This window comes from Oscillatoria sp. FACHB-1407, from assembly GCF_014697545.1.
Classification (GTDB): domain Bacteria; phylum Cyanobacteriota; class Cyanobacteriia; order Elainellales; family Elainellaceae; genus FACHB-1407.
Genome location: NZ_JACJSA010000005.1, coordinates 237245 through 258319, shown reverse-complemented (window position 1 = coordinate 258319; position 21075 = coordinate 237245). Strand labels below are relative to the sequence as shown.

Sequence of the window (21075 nt, the reverse complement as noted above, 5' to 3'; positions counted from 1 at the left end):
CGGCTTAAGATAGTAGATTGAGGCATTAATAACGACCCATGACAGCGACCAGTTCCCATAACCAAACTGATGCATCTAGAAGTGATGCACCCACACAGAGCGATTCCCCCACGCAAGCCCGTGGAGTCAAACCTCTGTTAGGGTTGTCGCTGGCGGAGTTGACCGAGTGGGTGCAGCAGCAAGGACAACCCGCCTATCGCGGCAAACAGTTGCACCAGTGGATCTATCAACAGGGGGCGCGATCGCTGGCAGATATTTCGGTATTTTCAAAACAGTGGCGATCGCAGGTGGCAGAGGTTCCCATTGGGCGATCGCAACTCCACTACCGTTCAGCAGCACCGGATGGTACGGTCAAGTTTTTGTTGCGAATGCAGGACGGGCAAATTATTGAAACCGTTGGGATTCCTACAGAGAAGCGGTTAACGGTGTGTGTGTCTTCTCAAGTAGGTTGCCCGATGGCGTGTGACTTTTGCGCTACGGGTAAGGGAGGATTTATCCGCAACCTGGCAACCCACGAAATTGTTGATCAGGTATTGACCGTGCAGGAGGATTTTGGGCAACGGGTCAGCAACATTGTGTTTATGGGCATGGGAGAGCCTCTGTTAAACGTAGAAAACGTATTAGTCGCCGTGCGATCGCTCAACACCGATGTCGGCATTGGGCAACGTTCTATCACCATATCGACTGTAGGCATCCCCGGTCACATTCGCCGATTGGCTGACCAACACCTGCAAGCCACTCTGGCAATTAGTCTTCATGCTCCCAATCAGGCATTACGAGAACAACTCATCCCCAGTGCTCGCCATTATCCCCTCAGTGCCTTGCTGGAAGAGTGCCGGGACTATGTTAAACAGACTGGGCGACGAGTCACTTTTGAATACATTCTGTTGGGCAACTTGAACGATCGCCCAGAACATGCCGACGAACTGGCACAGGAGTTACATGGCTTTCAGAGCCACGTCAATCTGATTCCCTACAATCCCATTAAGGAAGTAGATTACGAACGTCCTACGCCCCGTCGCATTCAAGCGTTTGTTAAAGCATTGCAAGACCGTCATATTGCTGTCAGCGTTCGCCGCTCTAGAGGGTTAGAGGCGGATGCAGCTTGTGGGCAATTGCGGGCGTCTCAAATCAAAATTTCTGCCTAGATAGAGTGAAACACCCCTCAAAGAATCGTGGAGGGGTAGAGGAGTGAGTAGCTACCGAAGTTACCCTTCAGCTATCCCTCTACTCCCTTATCCCTCGACCCCTAACCTGTCAATCACCGTGGTGTGGGTTAAGACTCTGGTAAATGAATTCTTGGCTACTGGAGCCAGGTTTGCCGTTGCGAGCTATTGAAAACCCAGGGTTTAGACGAACCGACGCAGGTCGGTTTTGTTCATCCAGTTGCGGTTTCAACCGCCAAAATCCTGATCCCGAATTCACGTTACTCAGAAAATGGCATCTCAATCGCTTCATGCTCCTTGAATCGAGAATGGCTCTAACGGTGAAACGGAATGCCGGGAGCATAAGCTTCTACAACATTACCTGTGTGAGAACAGGTGATGAGTAAGTAGTCACAGCTTGGGCATTGCGTGCGAACCATAGCTCTGGCAGATAAATAGTGACGTTCTGCGGAACTGCCACAATTTGGACAATAAATTGATTGTATATTTTGCATCTTAAAAGCCTCTTGCTCTAATCTGCTTTCGAGAAAATGAGTTGTGGTCATTTGTTACACCAAATTTAGAAATGTAAGTTTTATGGTTACAAAGGGAACAAAAATGTATTTTAATTAACCAACCTCGCATAGAATAATAATTAGAAAGGTTGGTCAACATTTCTAATTATTATGTCAGTTTTCCTAAATACTGGCAACGTGAGAATAATAAAACTTGAACGGGGATCGCTTGTCTGATGAGCGATCCCCGCTTTCGATAATATGGTGGTCATCTAACCACAACCGCCGCAGGGTATAGATCGTGAAAAATTTTTTTGTCACAAAAACGTCGATCTTTAATTAATCTTGATTAGATTCATTTTGTTTTTGTGATCTATCTCACTCTTTTTTCGAGTTGAATATGGATCAACTTTGAGAATAAATTGCTAACAGTTTCTCAGCACGAAATGTGACTCAAACTAGAGCCAAATATGGGGCTTGAGTGAGTTAAATAAACGTCACTCTTTTGCTGAAGCTGAGCTGATGTTGCTCCTATAGCTGCGATTTCAATCGCCAAGTATAAAAGATTTGTTATTGAATCCGTGTCTACTTACGTTTGCTTGATCTTGTAAAGGCAGGTTTTCAAGAAAATATAGCTCTGGTCAGAAAGCTTAGGACAAAGGCAATGGCTCAAACACTAATTCTAGAGAGCTTTCTGACTCGCCTTCGCCCCATCAAGTGTCGCTACGGCCATAACAGATGGACAGCATTTGAGGCAATACGGAGCACGGATAAATTATTGTTGTGTTAAAAAGGTTACCTGTCTAAAGTACCCACTTATTTAATGGCACAGCTTGTCACTTTTCTCTGAACTTTAGGTTAATTTAAGCTCAGTTTGCATGGTTAGCACTTCTACGAGTGTAAAAACTTGAGGGTAATGGGTTAAATCTGTTGCTAGTGCCCCCCGGCTGTCGCCGTCCTCCTTACCCAGAGAGACTACAGGAGGTTCTTACAGAGGCTATCAACAGGTTTGGAACACTATTAAACTTGAGTTGAGATCAGGATCGTGGATTCAATATAGCTTTAACGGTTGCAACCGCCGCTACACGAACATCTATGTCAGTCGATAGTCTACGTCAGTCGATATCTACGTCACTCGATAGGCAAAGCTTAACCCTGCCCAGACATCGACGCTCAACAGATAAGCATCTGAGGGTGGGTCAATCACGGGGGCGATCGCCCCAGAGGGAGACGTGCTTCGTACTGCCACACTGGCTTGATGTAAGTCCTGTAGCAGAGCGTGAACAACCTCTAAGGGATTCGCCAGTGCCCCCACTCGATAGACCGTATTGTTAGAACCAACAGCTGTATCCAGCATCGCAGTGCATTGCGTCAATGGGGCACGACTGAATACCAGATGGGTTTCGGTCAAGCCTGCGGGACCGTTGATCACCCATGCAGGGGCAGGTGCAGGAGGAGGAAGCAGCACGGTCTCTCCGGGAGCAATTTTGTTTTGGAGGTCGGGCTGATCTATCTCTGTAGGCGATAGTGGGTACAGGGCGATCGCACCACTGCGAGTATCTGTACCTAACAACGTGAAGTACACCGGGCGATCGCCGTAGTTTTGCAAGCGATATCGAACGTGGCTACCAATGGCGATCGTTGGGATGCTGCTATCGGGTGTCAAACGCTGCGCTAACTTGCTTTGGGGCAAAGTCCAAGGGGCACGGCTACTCTCTTGTTGGGCAATGATTTGCTCTTGGGGAGCAATGACTTCCAGGGTTGCCCGCACTCCCAACCGAGAGGAATCCGAATTATGGATTAACCGCAACAGTTTCATCGCCAGGAGCGATCGCAACTGAGGCGTCAGACGGTTGACAGCCGTTTTAACAGCTTCATCCCCTTGAATGAGTGTGTTGGGAATAGCCGCCCGTCCCAAATTAAACAGTCCATACTTCCCTTTAGGGGAGACATCGCTATTGGGCATCACTCCCGCAAGATGCACGTCCGATGAATGGCTTAAATCAGTCGCAACCGTCTGGGCATCGGGCATCGCTCGACCAAAAACATAATCGGCCGGTTGCTCTGCACCCACGACGGTTGACACCTTGGGCACCGCCGCAAAGGCACTGGTCGCATCCACGCGCTCAATCCGCTCTAAGGTTGAGTCGAGAGCGATGCCGAGGCTGATATTACGAGGCAACAGGCGCACAGTTTCCCGCACAAACTGACCGACTGTTGGGGTTATTGGTGCAGTGGGGTTTAGGAGTCGTGCTCTGACGATTAATCCCTCTCGCGATCGCACCTGTAATAAATGACTTGTTGAAGCGGGTGAGGCTGACAATTCAGAGTCAGAAGATAGTGGAGTGGAGTCTTGGGGGCGATCGCTGACAGTGACCGCAACCGATTCGTCTTGGGGTTCCAGTGCCAATACCGTGTTACTGCCGTAATAATCCAGCACGCTGCTCTGTAAGCCACCCATCCAAAGCTGTAGCGTTTTGCCATCGTCTTCGATCGCGGTGACAACCCCATCAGCAGCAGGGGTCAACGTGGCGAGGTGATAAGCTGTGTCAGAACCCTGACCCTTCGCGCCACTGAGTTGAGGTTGCTGTTCGTCGCCTGCACTCTGGTTCATCAGATGGACGACTTGATTAAAGGTAACCCGCACGGTGGTCGTAGGGGTGGATTGCCAGAGTTGTTGAGTCAGCGCGTAGGTAAACAACCCCGCACTAAAGCCACTCCACTGTGCCTCGATCGCCCCTTGTTGGCTACGAGCAGCCGTCAGTGTGATGCCGGGATACTCTAAACGTGGATTGGCAAGGGCGTTACGAGAGAGTTTCAGTCGGCTCAAAAGCTGCTCTTGAAATGCCAGTTCCCGATCGTTGAGTTGTCCTGTGGGGGTGCTGGGGCGAGAACGGATGCGCAAGTTGTTCTGAGTGACTTTATTGAGATCGGCGTAGCTCAAATCTAAGACAGTGGTGACCTGATCTGTGGGGAGCGATCGCACCAACAAATTCAATGTGTCCAGTAACAAGTCATGAATGGCTGGGTTCTCCTCGGTTGGCAAAACTCCATCAATCGGGACAAGGCTGTTTTGTATTGCATCCGTTGTGGCATCGACTTTTACCCGACTGCCCAAGCCACTGAAGTGAAACACAACCACATCACCCGCATGAGCTTGCTCAATCAAATGGGACACAAACGCTTCTTCGATCGCCTGACGAGTGGCTTGCTGGTCAGTCAATGTCAAAATGTCACTCGGTTGAAACCCAAACCGATGGATCAATAGCTCTCGCTGCAACTCGACATCAGTGAGACACCCATTCAAGGCATTCCCCCGCACCGGGACGTAGTCACATACCTGCTCTGGATATTGGTTAATCCCAACTAACAACGCCAATTTTCGCTGAGTGGGCTGTGCTAAGGCTTGCTGATAGCGGGTTAGTACCGACAAGCTCAGGTCGCTGAAGCTAAGAGCACCCAGCGTCATTCCCAGTTGTTGAAGAAAAGCTCGTCGTGTCTGTCTCATGCTTCTATTTCAGCATTAAATTCGCCTCTCTTCCTCACAAAATTGCAACTTGTGTACGTCTGTACGCCCATCGTGACCTCTGAATAAATCACTTGTTGAAGCGAGTCACTAACCAATTAGAATCTAATGAAATGTTAAAGAGATGTATAAAAAGATGCTTAAACCCGTAGAGTATTTTTTATCAATCAAGAAAATTTAATAGATTCAAGTCTTTATCAGAGCGGGAGTACGGGTGAACAGTGGGTGTCAAAAAGTGGGGTTTATGGTTCCGTATCGGGGGTGTGTGGGTTGCTTTTGAAACCATGGGGCTAGTAGCAGGTATGGTAGAGAGTTGTGGTGCGGCAACCCTACCCAAGATCAGCGATGTGGCAAGACTGTCCGAATATTCCAAGGTGTCAGACGTTGCCCCTGTAGGAAACGTAAAACTAAGCCCTGCAACCCCTGCTGGAGTGGAGGGGTCATCCATAATCCATTCTGTTTCTGATGCCAGTGCTGCCCCTATTCTCTTGGGTCAAGCCTTACCTCCAGATACACTTCGACCCCCATCACGCGATCGCCTACCAGAACCACAGCCTCTACTACCACCACCCGACACATTGCTGCAACCTGTGCCAACGCCAGTTCCGTTGCCGGAGCCAGTTGCTCCCCCGACGACCGATGAGGACAGGTTGTTTGTCCGGGAGTTTGAAATCATAGGCAACACCGTCTTCACCCCAGATGAGTTGGCAACCGTGACTGCTCCCTATGCAAACCGGAGCCTAACGTTTGCAGAACTGTTAGAGGTGCGATCGGCGATTACGCAACTGTATGTCGATCGCGGTTACATCAACTCTGGAGCTTACATTCCCCCGCAAACCCCAGTGGATGGGGTTCTGAGAATCGAGGTGGTAGAAGGCGAAATTGAGCAGTTCAACATTACGGGTACTCGCCGCTTGCGACCCAGTTATGTGAGCGATCGCCTGCGTCTCAGGGCAGGAACCCCTTTCAACTTGAATCAATTAGTTGAGGGCTTGCGGTTGCTGCAATTGGAACCTCAAATTGAAAATATCACCGCTGAGTTAGCCTCTAGCCCCCGTCCTGGGGCAAATATTTTGAATGTGCAGGTGACAGAAGCTGATCCCTTTAGTCTGCAAATCGTGACAAATAATGGGCGATCGCCTGCGGTCGGTAGTTGGCGGCGAGGTGTGCAGGTAAACCAGGCGAACTTGCTGGGTGTGGGGGATACGCTCAGTGTGGGCTACACCAACACCAGAGGTAGCAATGCAGCGGATTTGCTCTACACAGTGCCGATCAATCCCCGCAATGGCACGTTGAGTTTTAGTGTTGGTATTGCCGATAGCTCGGTCATTGAGGAACCGTTTAATGTCCTCGATATCCAGTCAGACTCCCGCTACTACGAACTCACCTATCGTCAACCTCTCGTACAAACACCAACTGAGGAATTTGCCCTGAGCTTGACTGCCTCTCGCCAGGAAAGCCGTAGCGAGTATCTGGAAGACATTGTGGGCGAATCAATTCCCTTTCCGGTCGCGGGATCTGACGCCGAAGGGCGAACTCGCCTATCGATCCTGCAATTCTCACAGGACTGGACACACCGAGGCAACCGAGAAGTCTTGGCTGCCCGCTCTCAATTTAGCTTTGGCTTAGATGCTCTGGATGCAACGGTTAATGAGGTTGGACCCGATGGGCGTTTCTTTAGCTGGCGAGGGCAGGGGCAGTGGGTAAGGCTCCTGGCTCCCGATACGCTGTTTTTATTGCGGGGAGAGGTGCAGTTAGCCGATAGTAGCCTCGTGTCGTTAGAGCAATTTGGTTTGGGTGGGCAAACGACAGTGCGGGGCTATCGTCAAGACACGCTTTTAACCGATAACGGAGTGCTCGTTTCGGCGGAGGTGCGCTTGCCCATTTTGCGATCGCGCCGTCTGGATGGAGTGTTGCAAATCGTTCCCTTCATCGATTTTGGCAGTGGCTGGAATGCAAATGATCCCCAACCTGATCCGAGAACGCTACTGTCAGCAGGACTGGGGCTTCAGTGGCAGATGCAAGATACGTTAACTGCCCGAATTGATTGGGGTATTCCACTCGTTGATGTCAGCCAGGAGGGAGACACATGGCAAGAAAACGGAGTCTATTTCTCGATCGTGTACAGTCCGTTTTAAGTCAGGGTTTAGCGCAAATGACACGTAAACCCAGTTGGCGATTGAGACGTAGAGCCACCGTATTGTTAGTGATCGCTCTGCTGACGACTGTGGTGTGTGTAGTGGCTCCGACGATCGCCACTCATCCTGCGGTTGGCATGACCGAACAGTCAGCCTCTAACAATCCGGAGGCACTGGATCAGGAAGGACAACGCCTCTACGAAGCACAACGGTACTCTGAGGCGATCGCCCCACTCCAACAAGCGATTCAAGGCTACGCCCAACAGGGCAAGTCGGTGCAACAGGTAATGGCATTGCGAAATCTGGCATTGGTCTATCAGGCATTGGGCAATTGGTCAGCCGTAGACCAAACCCTGACCACTGGCTTTAACCAACTGGACGTGATCAGTGAACCCGATCGCTCAATCGTTGAGGCGCGATTACTGGACTTGCAAGGCTTGGCGCAACTGCATCAGGGGCAACTGGAAGAGGCTCTTGCCACCTGGGAAACTGCGACTGCCATCTATCAACGGTCAAACGATCAGGAAGGTTTGCTGCGGAGCCAGGTGAATCAAGCACAAGCTCTGCAATCGTTGGGGTTTTATCGTCGGGCGATCGCTACCCTCACTCCGCTAACAGAACAGTTGCAACAACAGCCCGACTCGGCGACCAAAGCCATTGCATTTCGCAGTTTGGGAGATGCCTTACAGTATGTTGGAGCCTTTGATGCGGCACGAACCGCCTTAAACGAGAGTTTAGTGGTCGGTCAACGTCTGCAAATTTTGGAGCAAGTCGGCGCGACCTATCTCAGTTTGGCAAATACTGCTCGTGCTCAAGGTGATTTTCAGGTTGCGCTGGATTTCTATCAATCGGCAGAATCTCAAAGCCCATCTCTGTTAGTACAGACGCAGGCAAGACTGAATCGGCTCAGCTTATCCATTGAGGTGGAACAATATGAACTGGCTCAATCTCTCGTCCCTCAAATTGCAGCCAATCTGGATCAACTGCCCCCCAGCCAAGCCCTCGTTTATGCAAAGGTGAACTTTGCTCAAAGCCTGGTGCAGTTGAGCGATCGCACTCCCACACCCAGAGCACTGCAACCGTCGGTTCTACAGGCGGCACAAATTCTCAGCGAGGCTCGACAACAGGCTCAAACGCTGCAAAATCCACGAGCAGAGTCCTTTGTTGTAGGGAGTTTGGGGAGTTTGTATGAGAAGACCCAACAGTGGTCAGAATCCAAACAACTGACTGAATCGGCTCTTGTGTTAGCGCAGGATGCCCGTGCTCTGGACATTGCCTATCGCTGGCAGTGGCAACTGGGACGGTTGCTCAAAGCTGAAGGCAAAATCGAGGAGGCGATCGCTGCCTACAGTGCCGCTGTGGATAGTCTGCAAACCCTCCGTACTGATTTAGTGGCTATCAGTCCAGAGGTGCAACTGTCGTTTCAAGAGGGAGTGGAACCTGTTCACCGAGAGTTGGTCAGCCTCCTGCTCACCCCGAATCAAGGTGAACCCAGTCAGGCAAAACTTGAAAAAGCCCGCAAGGTGATCGAGTCGTTGCAATTGGCAGAGTTGGATAACTTCTTTCGAGAAGCGTGTCTGGATGCGACCCCGGTTGATATTGACAATATCGATCAACAAGCGGCTGTTATTTACCCAATCCTGTTGCCTGATCGCTTAGAAGTGATCCTGCGGTTGCCCCAGCAAGACCTGCAACGATATTCCAGTTCAGTACCAAAGGCAACGATAGAGAGAACCATTGCTCAATTGCGGCGATCGCTCACGAATCGTACGAGTCGTACGTTTCTGCCATTGGCTCAACGGATGTACGACTGGATCATGCGTCCCGCAGAATCGACATTGGCAGACGCAGATGTGAAAACACTGGTCTTTGTGCTGGATGGTTCGCTCAGAAACGTGCCTATGGCAGTGCTCAATGATGGACAGAAGTTCCTTTTAGAGAAATATGATTTAGCTCTCACACCGGGGTTGCAACTCTTAGATCCGCGTCCTTTAGAACGGGGTGAGGTGAGTGTTTTAGGCGCGGGATTGACGGCGGCTCGTCAGGGATTTCCGGCATTGCCCAATGTTGTACCGGAGCTAGAACGGATTGGGCAGGAGGTTCCAACCCGCACGTTGGTGAATGAGAGCTTTACAAGCCCTGAGTTGAAAGATGCAATCACCTCAAATCCGTCCACCATTGTGCATATGGCAACACATGGCAAATTTGGCTCAACCTTTGATCAAACGTTTATCTTGACCTGGGATGGACGAATTGACATTAATCAACTCAACGGGTTGCTGCAAAACGCTGACTTGACCCAAACCAATCCCATTCAACTACTGGTCTTGAGTGCGTGTCAGACCGCAGTAGGTGACAATCTGGCAGCGTTAGGACTTGCTGGAATGGCGGTGAGAGCAGGGGCAAGAAGCACGTTGGCAACGCTGTGGCAAGTCAATGATGCAGCAACTGCCATGCTGATGGATAAATTTTACGACGGGTTGATCAACGGCGGTTTAACGAAAGCAGGGGCATTGCGACAGGCTCAACTGGAAATCCTTGCCGTTCCTGAATTTCGTAGGCATCCCTATTACTGGGCACCTTACATCATTGTTGGTAACTGGTTGTAATTTAGTGTTTCATGATTTTTGGCTTACAACAGTTGGAGGTTTTGAAGAACTCCAACTGCTTGTCTTGCTTAGGGTGTAAACATTAATCTTTGCGTAAACTTTATCTACAAGACTTACTGAAATTCGATATACTTACATCAAAAATAACACTCTCGACATCAGGGTTATTACGGCATCTTTTTGGTTACAGTCCGTTATTTTGCAAAAACAGAGTGTATTTAAAGAGAACTCCACCTGGCAGTAGTGATTTTTCATTCAACTACTGGATACGGAAGGGGCTTTTCTGTTGTGCCTGCGTCTGAAATCCTCTTTCATCAATCTATCTGGGATGGAAGAATGATGAGTTTGAATTGCGTAATCAGCATTTTAGCTGAATTTGATCGTCTTTAATTCAGCGATCGCACACTTGTTTTTTGATAATAAGTGTGGCGTATTACACTCAAGCTGTCATGGAAAGCAGTGTATTTACTGACTCTGTGTATGTCGCTCTTGCTAAGAAGATGAGGTAGTTTGCTTGTGATATTAATTACTTTCTCTCTGAACCTGCTGACTGGGGCAATGCCATCTGCTTTCACGCATTGGCATTCGTTTAGGTTGCCGAGTAATCCCAGAAATCCGGTTTGCAGCAGTTTTCAGACGAGGGCCACACGGCAAATGCTGATGGATTTGGGAATGCAAACGGTCGATGTGTCATACACCAATGAGAGTTGCTGTTAGCGGAGAAATCATACCTCCGAGAGCGATTGACCGGATACGTTCTTGAACCTCATCTTCTGATGTCTTAAACGTTTTGCCTCGTTTCTTCCGCCACATTTTTGTTTCTCGCTCCGTTTGTTGAACGCTAAACCCTCTACCTTTCAGCTTTAAGGAAATAAGTTCATGTCCTCATCCGCGCCGTTTACATTTACTCTGAATTCTGCTTCGTTGCAACCGCTCGTTCAAATTACTCTGACGGAAGTTTCAGGTGGAGTCCAAGCTATTGTTAGCGTATTAGATCCCAATTCTGGAGATATTGCAGGGGTCTTCTTTGACACTGTAGGAAATACACTCCCTACCGATATCACTGGAGTAGATGTTAGTAACGACATTTTTAGCGTCAATAGCGTGATTAGCGTGAACTCCAGCACCGGAAATGTCAACATGTCTGGAGCCGTTAGCACGGGGTTTGATGCTGGGGTGGCGATTGAAAAACCGGGATCTGGCTTTGTTCCCAGCACCACTTTTATCATTCAGGGGGTGACGATCGCAGATCTGATAGGAACGAACCTGCGGTGGGGAGTGCGCCTCAATAGCGCGTCGGGAGGTAACAAACTGGTGGGTACAGTGCCCCCACCTGTCACCATTGGCGATCGCGTCTTTATCGATAGCAATGGAGATGGCATTCAGATGATGGGCGAAACGGGTCTGAATGGGGTCACAGTGCAATTGCTGAATAGTAGCGGTGCAGTAGTAGCGACCGATATCACGGATGTCAGTGGTAACTACGGTTTTATAGCCCCAGCAGGCACCTACAGCGTCAAATTTTGGGCTCCCAGTGGTTACTCATTTACTGCCAGAGCACAGGGCAACGACCTCACAAAAGATAGTGATGTTGATCCGTTGACGGGTCAAACTGCCGCCATCGCTTTTACCGCCGGACAAACTAATCTCAACATTGATGCTGGTTTAATCCAAAGGGCTACCATTGGCGATCGCGTCTTTCTCGATCGCGATGGCAACGGCATTCAAGATGCAGGTGAAGCTGGGTTGAGTGGTGTTACCGTCAAACTGCTCAACAGCAGTGGTGGATTGGTTGCCTCTACGACCACCAACAGCAGTGGTGATTACAACTTCTCGGTGGCTCCTGGCACTTACCGATTGGAGTTTGGCAAACCCAATAGTAGCTATTTCTTTAGTCCTGCTGATCGGGGATCGAATGATGCGATTGACAGCGATGTCATCGATCTCGCAACTGGACGCACGGCTTTGTTTACCGTGACTTCAGGTCAAGCCCCCAATCTTACTGTTGATGCAGGGTTGTTCCAACAGGGTACGATTGGCGATCGCGTCTTTCTCGATACTGATGCAGACGGCATTCAAGATGCAGGTGAAACGGGGCTTAATAACGTCACCGTTAATCTGTTAGATAACGCGACTTCAGCTATTGTTGCCACTACCACGACCAACTCTAGCGGTAACTACAGCTTCACGGTTAACCCTGGCACTTACCGAGTGCAAGTAGTGCCTCTAGCAGGTTACTCCTTTAGCCCCAGAGATCAGGGAACAAATAAGGCGATCGACAGTGATGTTAACTCAACCACAGGGCAAACCGACGCTATTACGCTTACCTCTGGGCAAACTCTCTCAGATCTAGATGCTGGGTTGTTTTACGCGCTCAGTGCCACCATTGCGGTAGACCTGGATTCGTCTTCTTTTTTAACTCCCAGCATTTTTGGTGCATCCGGGAGTGGGTTTGCGTTGGGTAATACAGCTGCCTTTGAGCCTGCACCAAATGCTACTTTCCGACAACGAATTACGATCACCAACAATGGAACAACCAGTATTGCGGCAGGTACGGTGGTTCCTATTCAGGGGACACATCCCTTTGTCAAATTGACTCGTGTGGGTAGCACTACGCAATTCACCACGACTGGCAACACTCGTACCTTTTTAGTTCCACTGCCTGCGATCGCCGCAGGGCAGTCCATTACGCTAGATGCTGAGTCTAGAGTCATCACAGACTCCAGCCAACTCAGTACACCGATTGACTACAAACCATCCGAATTTAGTTTCTTCCTGCAAGATAGCCCCCGCACCGACGATTATGGACAAGCCGTTGCAGAAGGAACTCTCTACTTCACGGACTTAGGGTTTGATACCCCCAGTTCAAGTTCTCCTACGTCCTTTCGATTCAATCCGTTTGACCCTACCAAACTTCAGGTTGACTTCAATCAAAATGGGATTATTGATGCCAACGATGCAAGTCAGGATGTAGCCGTATTAAGAGGCGGTGGTACGTTTATTGAGGGCAATGGAACAGCTCACCGTCTCTACCTTCCAGCGTTTTCGGGTGATGTTGATCCCTTGATTCGATCGACCTCTACAACGCTTAGGAGTACTCCTACACCCGTTGAATTGTCTCTTGTGTGGAACCCGGTTCTAGATCTATCTGACTTTATTAACAGTACTGAGTCTACTGAATTTACAGAATTCATGGAGTTGGTAGATCAAGGGGTGTTTGGGCGTAGTAACGCTACCGATAGGATCGTGAAGGATGGAGTGACCTTTAACGGCGAGTTCATTCGATACAACCTGGATGGCAGCGTTGCATTCCGCCAAACCGCTTTAGCAGGCAACGTTATCGATCCCAGCTCGATCAAGGTGGTGACTTTTAATGTTTTTGTGAACGGTGTGCGTCAGAGTTTTCAGAGTTTTGTTAATGGTCTTTCAACTAGCGATGGACCTTACCGAATCCTGTTAGCTAACGATACTAGCTCAGGTACATTCACCACACTCGATTTCTCACGCTATTCAGGTTCTCCTCAAATTGTTGAAATTTTTTTGCAATCTAACAAAACAAGCCTAACGATTAGCAATCGGGTCGATCAAGAACAGTTAAATCTCAGTTCAATTGAAGTGTTAACTTCTACAGGTCAACTGGCTACCGTGACTATCACAGGTGATGGAGGTCGTAACGTCCAGGTGGATCGAATCACAGGCACTATTAACTCAGATAGGATTCAGGGTTTAAATGGTGGCGACATCTTAAACGGCTATTTGGGGAATGACACCATTGAAGGGGGGGCTTCAGCAGACCTGATTAATGGTGGCTTGGGGAACGATATCCTGCTGGGTGGTGATGGTCAGGATACGTTTATCTTTGAGCGAGGATTTGGTAATGACCAGATCCGTGACTTTTCCAGAGATAGAATTGACCTCAGAGCGTTTCGTCTTACGACGGCTCAATTGTCTTCGGCATTGAGTGGCAACACCATTAACTTGACCAATTTTGGTGGCGGCATCATTACAGTCACCACTAATGGCACGGCAACCAGCATAGGCACACCTGTGGACGTGCGATCGCTCACCAGTGGCACCTTTATCCTGAGCTAAGCGATCGCTGACTAAGAGCCTTATCCAGGGGGTATTGCACTGCAACGCCCCCTACTTCAATTTGGTACTTTTTCAATGCACAAAATCTGTATTTCTAATGTTTTTATACAACTTAGCGAAAACAATCTGAAGATATCTGTATAGTGTTCTAATTATTGAATGAATAACTGACTCGTTCTTGTTCCTTCGTGTTTTCCAGGGTCTAATGTTATGCAGAAACTGCCTCATCACCACTCAGCAGGGATAGCTCTAGCGATCGCCACGGTTGCCATCTGGGCTAACTTGGTTGAGGGTGCGATCGCTCAAATTCGACCGGATGACACGTTAGGAAATGAACGCTCCGTCGTAACGCCTAATGTATTGAGCGAACGAGGATTAATTGACCAAATTAATGGAGGAGCAATTCGCAACAACGCTCTATTTCATAGTTTTTCAGACTTTAACGTCAATCAGGGGCAACGAGTTTACTTCGCGAATCCATCCAGCATTGACAACATCATTGGACGGGTGACGGGACGCAACCATTCAGATATCAACGGGACGTTGGGCGTGTTGGGCAGTGCTAATTTGTTCTTGATTAACCCCAACGGCATTGTATTTGGGGCCAATGCTCAGCTAGACGTTGGGGGCGCATTTTTTGCCAGCACATCCAATAGCCTCTTGTTGGGCAATGGGTTGGAGTACAGTGCCACTGACCCACAAGCACCGCCACTGGTGGTCGTCAACATTCAACCAGGGCTACAGTATGGCGACGTTCCAGCAGGGTCAGCGATCGCCAGTCAGGGAAATTTGCAAACTGGCGGTGATTTGACCCTAGTGGCTGACACGTTAAATTTAGCAGGGCAATTGAGGGCAGGTAGCGATCTGTCACTGATTGCGTTGAATACGTTAACCGTTCGCGATCGCACCACGCTTCCATTTAGGGCGATCGCTGGTGGTCAACTGCTGTTGCAGGGCAACCAAGCCATCGACATCAGTGCCTTAGCCAATGCGGACAGTGGGTTAGTGTCCGGTGGGAATTTGACGTTGCAATCGAATGGAACGGTGATTGGTGACACCCATTACAGTGTCGGTGGAAATTTCTCAGTCCAAACCCTGAACGGTAGGTTAGGCAGCTTACGGAGTGTAGGTGATCCCGTTTTTGAGGTGGCGGGAGACTTTAGCTTGGACAACTACACGGGTGCATCTCTGCAAATTTTGGCAGGTGGAAGTGTGGTTGTTCCTGGCACGATCACTATTACGGGTGCCGGGGGTCCATTTAATGACGGCACGGTCACTCTATCGAATGGCACCTCCCTAACCCTGCGGGGCACCACCCAACCGACCCTAGACATTCGTGCAGGCACCACTCAATTTTTTGGCACACCTGCCTCTGGTGCGACTCCAACCCGTGCTGACATCCGTATTGGCAGCATCATCAACAGCGGCGGGTTAGTTTACCTGACTAATCAATTCCAACCCAACCCAGATTTGGCAGGTAATATTCGCGTTGGGTCTATTGATACAACGGCTTTAACAGGGGGTGGTTCGGTTGTCATTGATTCTAGAGGTCGCCTTGTTTTCAGTGCCATTGATGTGTCAGGGGGTGAAATTGGTGATCCAGCCAATCCGCTTGAGCCTGCGGATGATGACCTCCAGGGCAATGCTGGGGACGTCACCCTGTTAGCCGATCGCGACATTTTTATGCCGTTGCGATCGACCATCTTTTCCTTTGGGTTACGGGGGGGAGCCATTACCCTCAGCAGTGACACGGCGATCGCCCAGGGAACAGCCCCCTTTGGCATCAGTCCCTTAGAGTTAGGCTGGATTGAAAGCCAGACTCTGGGGTCTGAGCAGGGTGGCGATGTCAGTCTCAGTGCTCCCAACATCTCGATCGAGGGTAACGTGTTGGTTTCCACCTATGGCTCTGCTGCCAGTGGAAATTTGCGTCTCACGGCTGAAACGCTCACGACAAATCAATCTACGATTACCACCAGTACTGGAGGCTCCGGTAACGCCAATGACACGATTCTCAATGTAGAAACGGCAAGCCTCAATTTCACCTTTTTAGGCAGTTTTTCTGCCAGTGGTGAAGGGGGTCGTGGTGGCGATGTCTTAATTCAGGCAAACTCCATTTCTGGGACGACGGGTACTCAAATTTCATCCTCAGCTTTTGGCATTGGTGATGCTGGAAATATCACCGTTACGGCTGAAGAGATTACTCTATCTGGGTTTCAACCGCTGGATTTGGTGGGCGGTGCGTTTGTACCCTCGTCGATTTTCAGTACGGCTCAACCTGGTGCAGAGGGTAACAGCGGCAATGTTACCGTCACGACCGATCGCCTAACTCTTCAGAATGGAGCAATTGTAGGCACCAGTTCCTTTGCAGTTGGTAATGCCGGACGGATTAACGTCACAGCTAGCGAGTCCATCTCCATTGATGGAGCGGCATTATTAGAGTTTGATGGCACACGAGATACGCAGCCCAGTGGCATCACCAGCGAACTGGGTCAGGGTGCGGTTGGACAGGGTGGAGCGATTAGCATCACTACGCCAATCTTACGAGTAACCAATGGTGGCACGATTACGTCGTCGTCTGATGGTGATGGAAATGCAGGTTCAGTGACAATTAACGCCACTGAATCAGCATCGTTTGATGGAGTGGCAACCTTTGCCTCGTTCCCGGATGGCGATCGCATTAGCAGAGCGGCTGTGTTCGTTGGGGAAAACGCCACAGGCAACGGTGGCACCCTGACCATTACGACGCCTAATCTATCACTGACCAATGGGGCACAACTCACCGCAGAAACGCGAGGAGTGGGTAATGCCGGAAATATTCAACTGAATATCAGTGATTCGCTGTTGTTAGACGGCAGAAACACAGGCATTTTTGCTAATACCACAGCTACCGCTACTGGAAACAGCGGCAGCATCACCATTCAAAACCCCAATCAGGTGACCATTCGCGATCGCGCCCGAATTGCCGTTGATAGCCAGGGCAGCGGCACAGGTGGCAACATTAACATTCAAGCTGACTCCCTCGTACTGGATAATCGTGCTTTGCTTACAGCTGAAACAGCCAGCAACAGAGGCGGCGATATCGTTTTACAAATTGGCGATGTGATAGTGCTGCGGCAGGGTAGCCGCATCTCTACAACGGCTGGAACAGCTAGAGCGGGTGGAGATGGAGGAAACATTATTATTGACACTCCGTTTTTAGTTGGTGCGCCAACGGAGAATAACGATATCACCGCCAACGCCTTTACAGGGCGGGGTGGTCGAGTACTCATCACTACACAAGGCATTTTTGGATTCACGCCTCGTAGCCGTGCCGAATTAGAAGCCCTTTTAGGAACGAGTGACCCAACCCAACTCGACCCGGCTGCCCTCGCCACCAGCGATATCACCGCCATTTCTCAAGCTAACCCCAATTTAAACGGCGAAATCATCATCCGCACACCTGACACAGACCCCCTGCGCGGCGTTACCAATTTGCCCTCTGATATTGTGGATGCGTCCCGACTGATTGCTCAAGGCTGCTCGGCAGGTGGAGCCGTTGCCAGTAACCAGGGTAGTTTAGTGGTGACGGGACGCGGTGGATTGCCCCCTAGCCCTACCGAACACCTGAGAACAGATGCCTATGTCATTGGCTGGGAAACCGTCACCCCCTCAACCCAAACCCCTGATCAGACGGCTAGTGGCTCGGATGCAACAACCTCTCAACGTACTCGCCCCAGCCAAATTACCGAAGCTCAAGCCTTTGGGCGAGATGCAGAGGGCAGGATGTCATTAGTGGCTCAAGTTCCTGGTGCAGCAATTCAGGATTTCAACACCAGTCCTGCTGTGTGCTCTCCAACGACATTGCCATCTCCCTAAGCCCACTCCATAACGGTTCATCTATTCATTTGGGAAAAAAGAATTTGTCAGCTTGTTGATGGTCTGGTGTGGGTGGGAATACTGATTGAAGCCAATCGTAAAACTAACCATAACGCTGCACGTTCTCTGACTGTCCATTGCTTCGCTACATCCACCTTCCTATTACTGGTTTAAAGGCATTGAAATATGACCCGTTCTGCTAGCACTACAAAACATCAGGCAGGTTCTCCTAAAGCTGCATCCACTGCCCCTACTTCTGTTTTAGTCGTCATTGATAGTCGTATTACCGACGCAGCAACGTCAGAACTCCTGCCAGGGGCGATCGCAGTTCAATTAGATGCTCAACAAGATGGGGTAGAGCAGATTACTCACGCTTTGCAGCAACACCCTGAAGTAACCAGTTTGCACATTATGGCTCATGGTACCCCTGGTACGCTCTTTTTAGGAAACACGCAGCTTAGCCTAAAAACGTTGGAACAGTATTCCTGGGATCTCCAGTCTTGGTCAGCCTCTTCGATTCTGTTTTATGGTTGTAGTATTGCTGTAGGGGATGCAGGAGCAGAGTTTGTCGAGAAACTCCACATGTTGACTGGAGCGACCATCGCGGATTCTCAGTCTGTGTAACTTGTCTTGTTGAAGGCCAGCCCTAAGAACTGGATACTCACGGTAATGAAATTGGCGTTGCGTTTAGAACCTTTGCCTCATTCCAGAATTCCATTGCAGAATGTGGCTTCGGGTGCGAGCAATCCACGCAATTGTTAATCGCTGTTTGAATTGATCCTGATGGAATGGAAGCAGAGGAGATGCGATGTCATACCTCTGCTTTTTTGGCAATTACTGAAAATAAGATGAGTATGAGATGAAAGGGTTATCACCTGCTTTTTAAGGGGTTATCATGCGGGGGGCGATCGCAATAGCGATTATTAGAGTCAAGTGAAATCTTCTAATTCACCCTCACTGTTGGAGACCGATTATGAAAACTCCTTTGCAGATCAAACCCTGGTTGCCGTTAGCCTTGATTACAGCTCTAACAATTGGTTGTACCAGCAGCAATACCACCACTAGCCAACCTGCTGATAGCCCTGTTGCTCAATCGAGTCCAACGGAAGTGACCGCATCCCCAACTCCTGAAACAGTCGCTCAAGCTGATGCAGGTGCTGCTCTCAAGTCAGGTTCTTTTGTGTCGGGTGAGCATCCTACCGAAGGTACGGTTCGCATTCTTGATCAGAATGGAAGTTTAGTGTTGGAACTGGATGAAAGCTTTAAAACTTCCGAAATGGGTCCTGATCTGGTTGTCGCATTGCATCGATCGCCCGATGTAATTGGATCTACTACTCCTCCAGCCTATGCTATCAATGAAGGGGATTATGTTGTGATCGCACCGCTGCAACAATTTGATGGTGCTCAAACCTATGTCATTCCTGACAGTATTAATTTGAATGACTATCAGTCAGCTCTGATCTGGTGTCGCAAGTTTAATGCCACGTTTGGGGCAGCGACTCTGCAATAGAAGGGAGCAGGAGTAGAGGTAGATAGTAAAATCGCACAGAGTCATGAGCAGTGGTAAGTCCTAAAACATCTGGATTTGCCACTGTTTACTACTAATCAAGAATACTTAATATGTAGAGTTAAGCGAGTACTAATAAAGCTCATTATGAGTAGATTGAGAAAATAATAAGACACGATTTTGAATGGATTAATCAATAAATAGTTGACTACTGTCTTCTGATGATTAGTAAGTTTTTTATTGGTACTGAGCGTGTGATGAGAATATTTAAAGTTTGATTGTAGTGACATATTGAGTACTTGCATAGGAGCCTTTCCTAATCTGTCATAAGTCATATAGCCTGAGTATGATTTTTGATTATTGCTCGCAATTAAGCTGAGAATCATGCTGTATTTTACAAGAGTTTGATTTAAGGTTTTAAGTATTAGTGTCTTTAACTTGGGTAATTTTTGAGATAACAGGGCGATATTACCTTCAAGATTTAAGGAAAATACTATGAAACTAAATCGTACTCGATTTAGTTTGTTATCTGCTCTACTGATGTCAGTCCTCTCGTTGGCAAGCTGCACATCACAAAGTAGTCAACAAGCTGCTTCTGAAGTTCCTGTTATGCCATCTACTAGCGAAACCTCAACCATCTCTGAGGATGGAGTAGAAGCTTACTTTCAACAACTTTTAAGTCAGTACGGGCAAGACTGCACAGAATGCTTACAACCGTTAGAGCTACAGGTACGCGGCACACCAAACCCGCAGGGTAGTTCTCAAACACAAACCGATTTAAACGTGTTGATTGCACTCGACTCATCAGGGTCAATGGCTGAATCCATTACAGGTGGAACTAAGATAGACGTGGCAAAGAGTGCGATCGCCCGATTTGTCTCACAACTCCCAGAAACAACCCAAATTGGTTTGTTGGTTTACGGGCACAAAGGTTCTAATCAAGCCGCAGATAAAGCTGTTTCTTGTGCAGGGATTGAGTCAGTGTATGCACTCGATTCGCTTGATCAAGCACAATTTGACGCAGCAGTACAATCCTTTCAACCGACTGGCTACACACCGATCGCAAAAGCATTAGAGCAGGCTGGTCAACTACTGCCTGTCAATGAAGAGCGTCAAAACATTGTGTATGTTGTCTCAGATGGGATTGAAACCTGTGGAGGAAATCCAGTGGTGGCAGCCCAAAAACTCCACACGCAAGCAGACGTAATCATTAATGTTATTGGATTTGACGTTAATAACGAAGCTCAACAGCAGCTTGAGGCTGTTGCGCGTGCAGGAGGAGGAAAGTATTTGTCGGCTCATAGTGCGAGTGAACTCGATCGCATTTTCAATCAGGCGCAGTCGCAGGTTGAGCAAACTCTTTATCGGGCACAAAACTCGATCGATCGCACCTATGCCCAGAGTAAGACCGATATTGCCACAACACAAGTTTCAAGTTGCGTATCAATCAAGTTAACTCAGGAGTCGGCTCGCATTAACTCGGCGTTAGCCCAATTGCACCCTGAAGATTCTAACTATTCCTATGTTGAGGCAGTACGGGAAAAGCTCGAAACACGACACGCTGCTATTCGAGAGTGGAGTAATCGGGTTCAGCAGAGCTACCGCGACCAGCGTGATGTAACGCTCGAACAACTACGACAGGACTTAGAAACCGTCAATCAACGATATGGTCAACCAACTAATTGATG

The 21075-nt window shown here is 49.0% G+C and carries 10 protein-coding genes; 9 read left to right on the top strand and 1 reads right to left on the bottom strand.

What is annotated here, in order from left to right:
• Nucleotides 1-38 precede the first annotated feature (38 nt).
• Nucleotides 39-1148, top strand: coding sequence for a 23S rRNA (adenine(2503)-C(2))-methyltransferase RlmN (gene rlmN, locus H6G89_RS10780; protein ID WP_190505874.1), 1110 nt, complete (start codon nt 39-41; stop codon nt 1146-1148).
• A 143-nt stretch (nt 1149-1291) separates the two neighbouring features.
• Nucleotides 1292-1552, top strand: a complete 261-nt coding sequence (locus tag H6G89_RS10775; protein WP_190505872.1) for a hypothetical protein — start codon at nt 1292-1294, stop codon at nt 1550-1552.
• Between the two features lie 1234 nt (nt 1553-2786).
• Here the strand turns inward: H6G89_RS10775 and H6G89_RS10770 are convergent.
• Nucleotides 2787-5168 (bottom strand): caspase family protein, encoded by a 2382-nt coding sequence (locus tag H6G89_RS10770; protein WP_190505870.1) that lies wholly within the window; start codon nt 5166-5168, stop codon nt 2787-2789.
• Nucleotides 5169-5470: 302 nt separating this feature from the next.
• On the opposite strand from H6G89_RS10770, the gene H6G89_RS10765 reads away from it, so the two are divergent.
• The 7 genes from H6G89_RS10765 to H6G89_RS10735 all read left to right on the top strand — a co-directional run bounded on the left by H6G89_RS10765 (nt 5471) and on the right by H6G89_RS10735 (nt 21073).
• The gene (locus H6G89_RS10765) at nt 5471-7324 is read left to right on the top strand and encodes a ShlB/FhaC/HecB family hemolysin secretion/activation protein (protein WP_199336657.1); all 1854 of its coding nucleotides are present in this window, start codon (nt 5471-5473) and stop codon (nt 7322-7324) included.
• Entirely contained in the window at nt 7276-9933 is a 2658-nt protein-coding gene (locus H6G89_RS10760) for a CHAT domain-containing protein (protein WP_190505868.1), read from the top strand. Before H6G89_RS10765 ends, H6G89_RS10760 begins: the two co-directional genes overlap by 49 nt.
• A gap of 879 nt (nt 9934-10812) precedes the next feature.
• On the top strand, nt 10813-14025 hold the full coding sequence (locus H6G89_RS10755) for an SdrD B-like domain-containing protein (protein ID WP_190505866.1): 3213 nt from the start codon (nt 10813-10815) through the stop codon (nt 14023-14025).
• Between the two features lie 210 nt (nt 14026-14235).
• A complete protein-coding gene (locus H6G89_RS36590) occupies nt 14236-17880 on the top strand; it encodes a two-partner secretion domain-containing protein (RefSeq protein WP_190505864.1) in 3645 nt (1214 codons plus the stop codon).
• Nucleotides 17881-18066: 186 nt separating this feature from the next.
• Nucleotides 18067-18504 carry a DUF4347 domain-containing protein gene (locus H6G89_RS10745; protein WP_190505862.1) on the top strand — a complete coding sequence of 146 codons (438 nt, stop codon included), beginning with the start codon at nt 18067-18069 and terminating at the stop codon, nt 18502-18504.
• Nucleotides 18505-18853: 349 nt separating this feature from the next.
• Nucleotides 18854-19390 (top strand): DM13 domain-containing protein, encoded by a 537-nt coding sequence (locus H6G89_RS10740; protein ID WP_190505860.1) that lies wholly within the window; start codon nt 18854-18856, stop codon nt 19388-19390.
• Nucleotides 19391-19882: 492 nt separating this feature from the next.
• On the top strand, nt 19883-21073 hold the full coding sequence (locus tag H6G89_RS10735; RefSeq protein ID WP_190505858.1) for a vWA domain-containing protein: 1191 nt from the start codon (nt 19883-19885) through the stop codon (nt 21071-21073).
• The last annotated feature ends 2 nt before the right edge of the window (nt 21074-21075 follow it).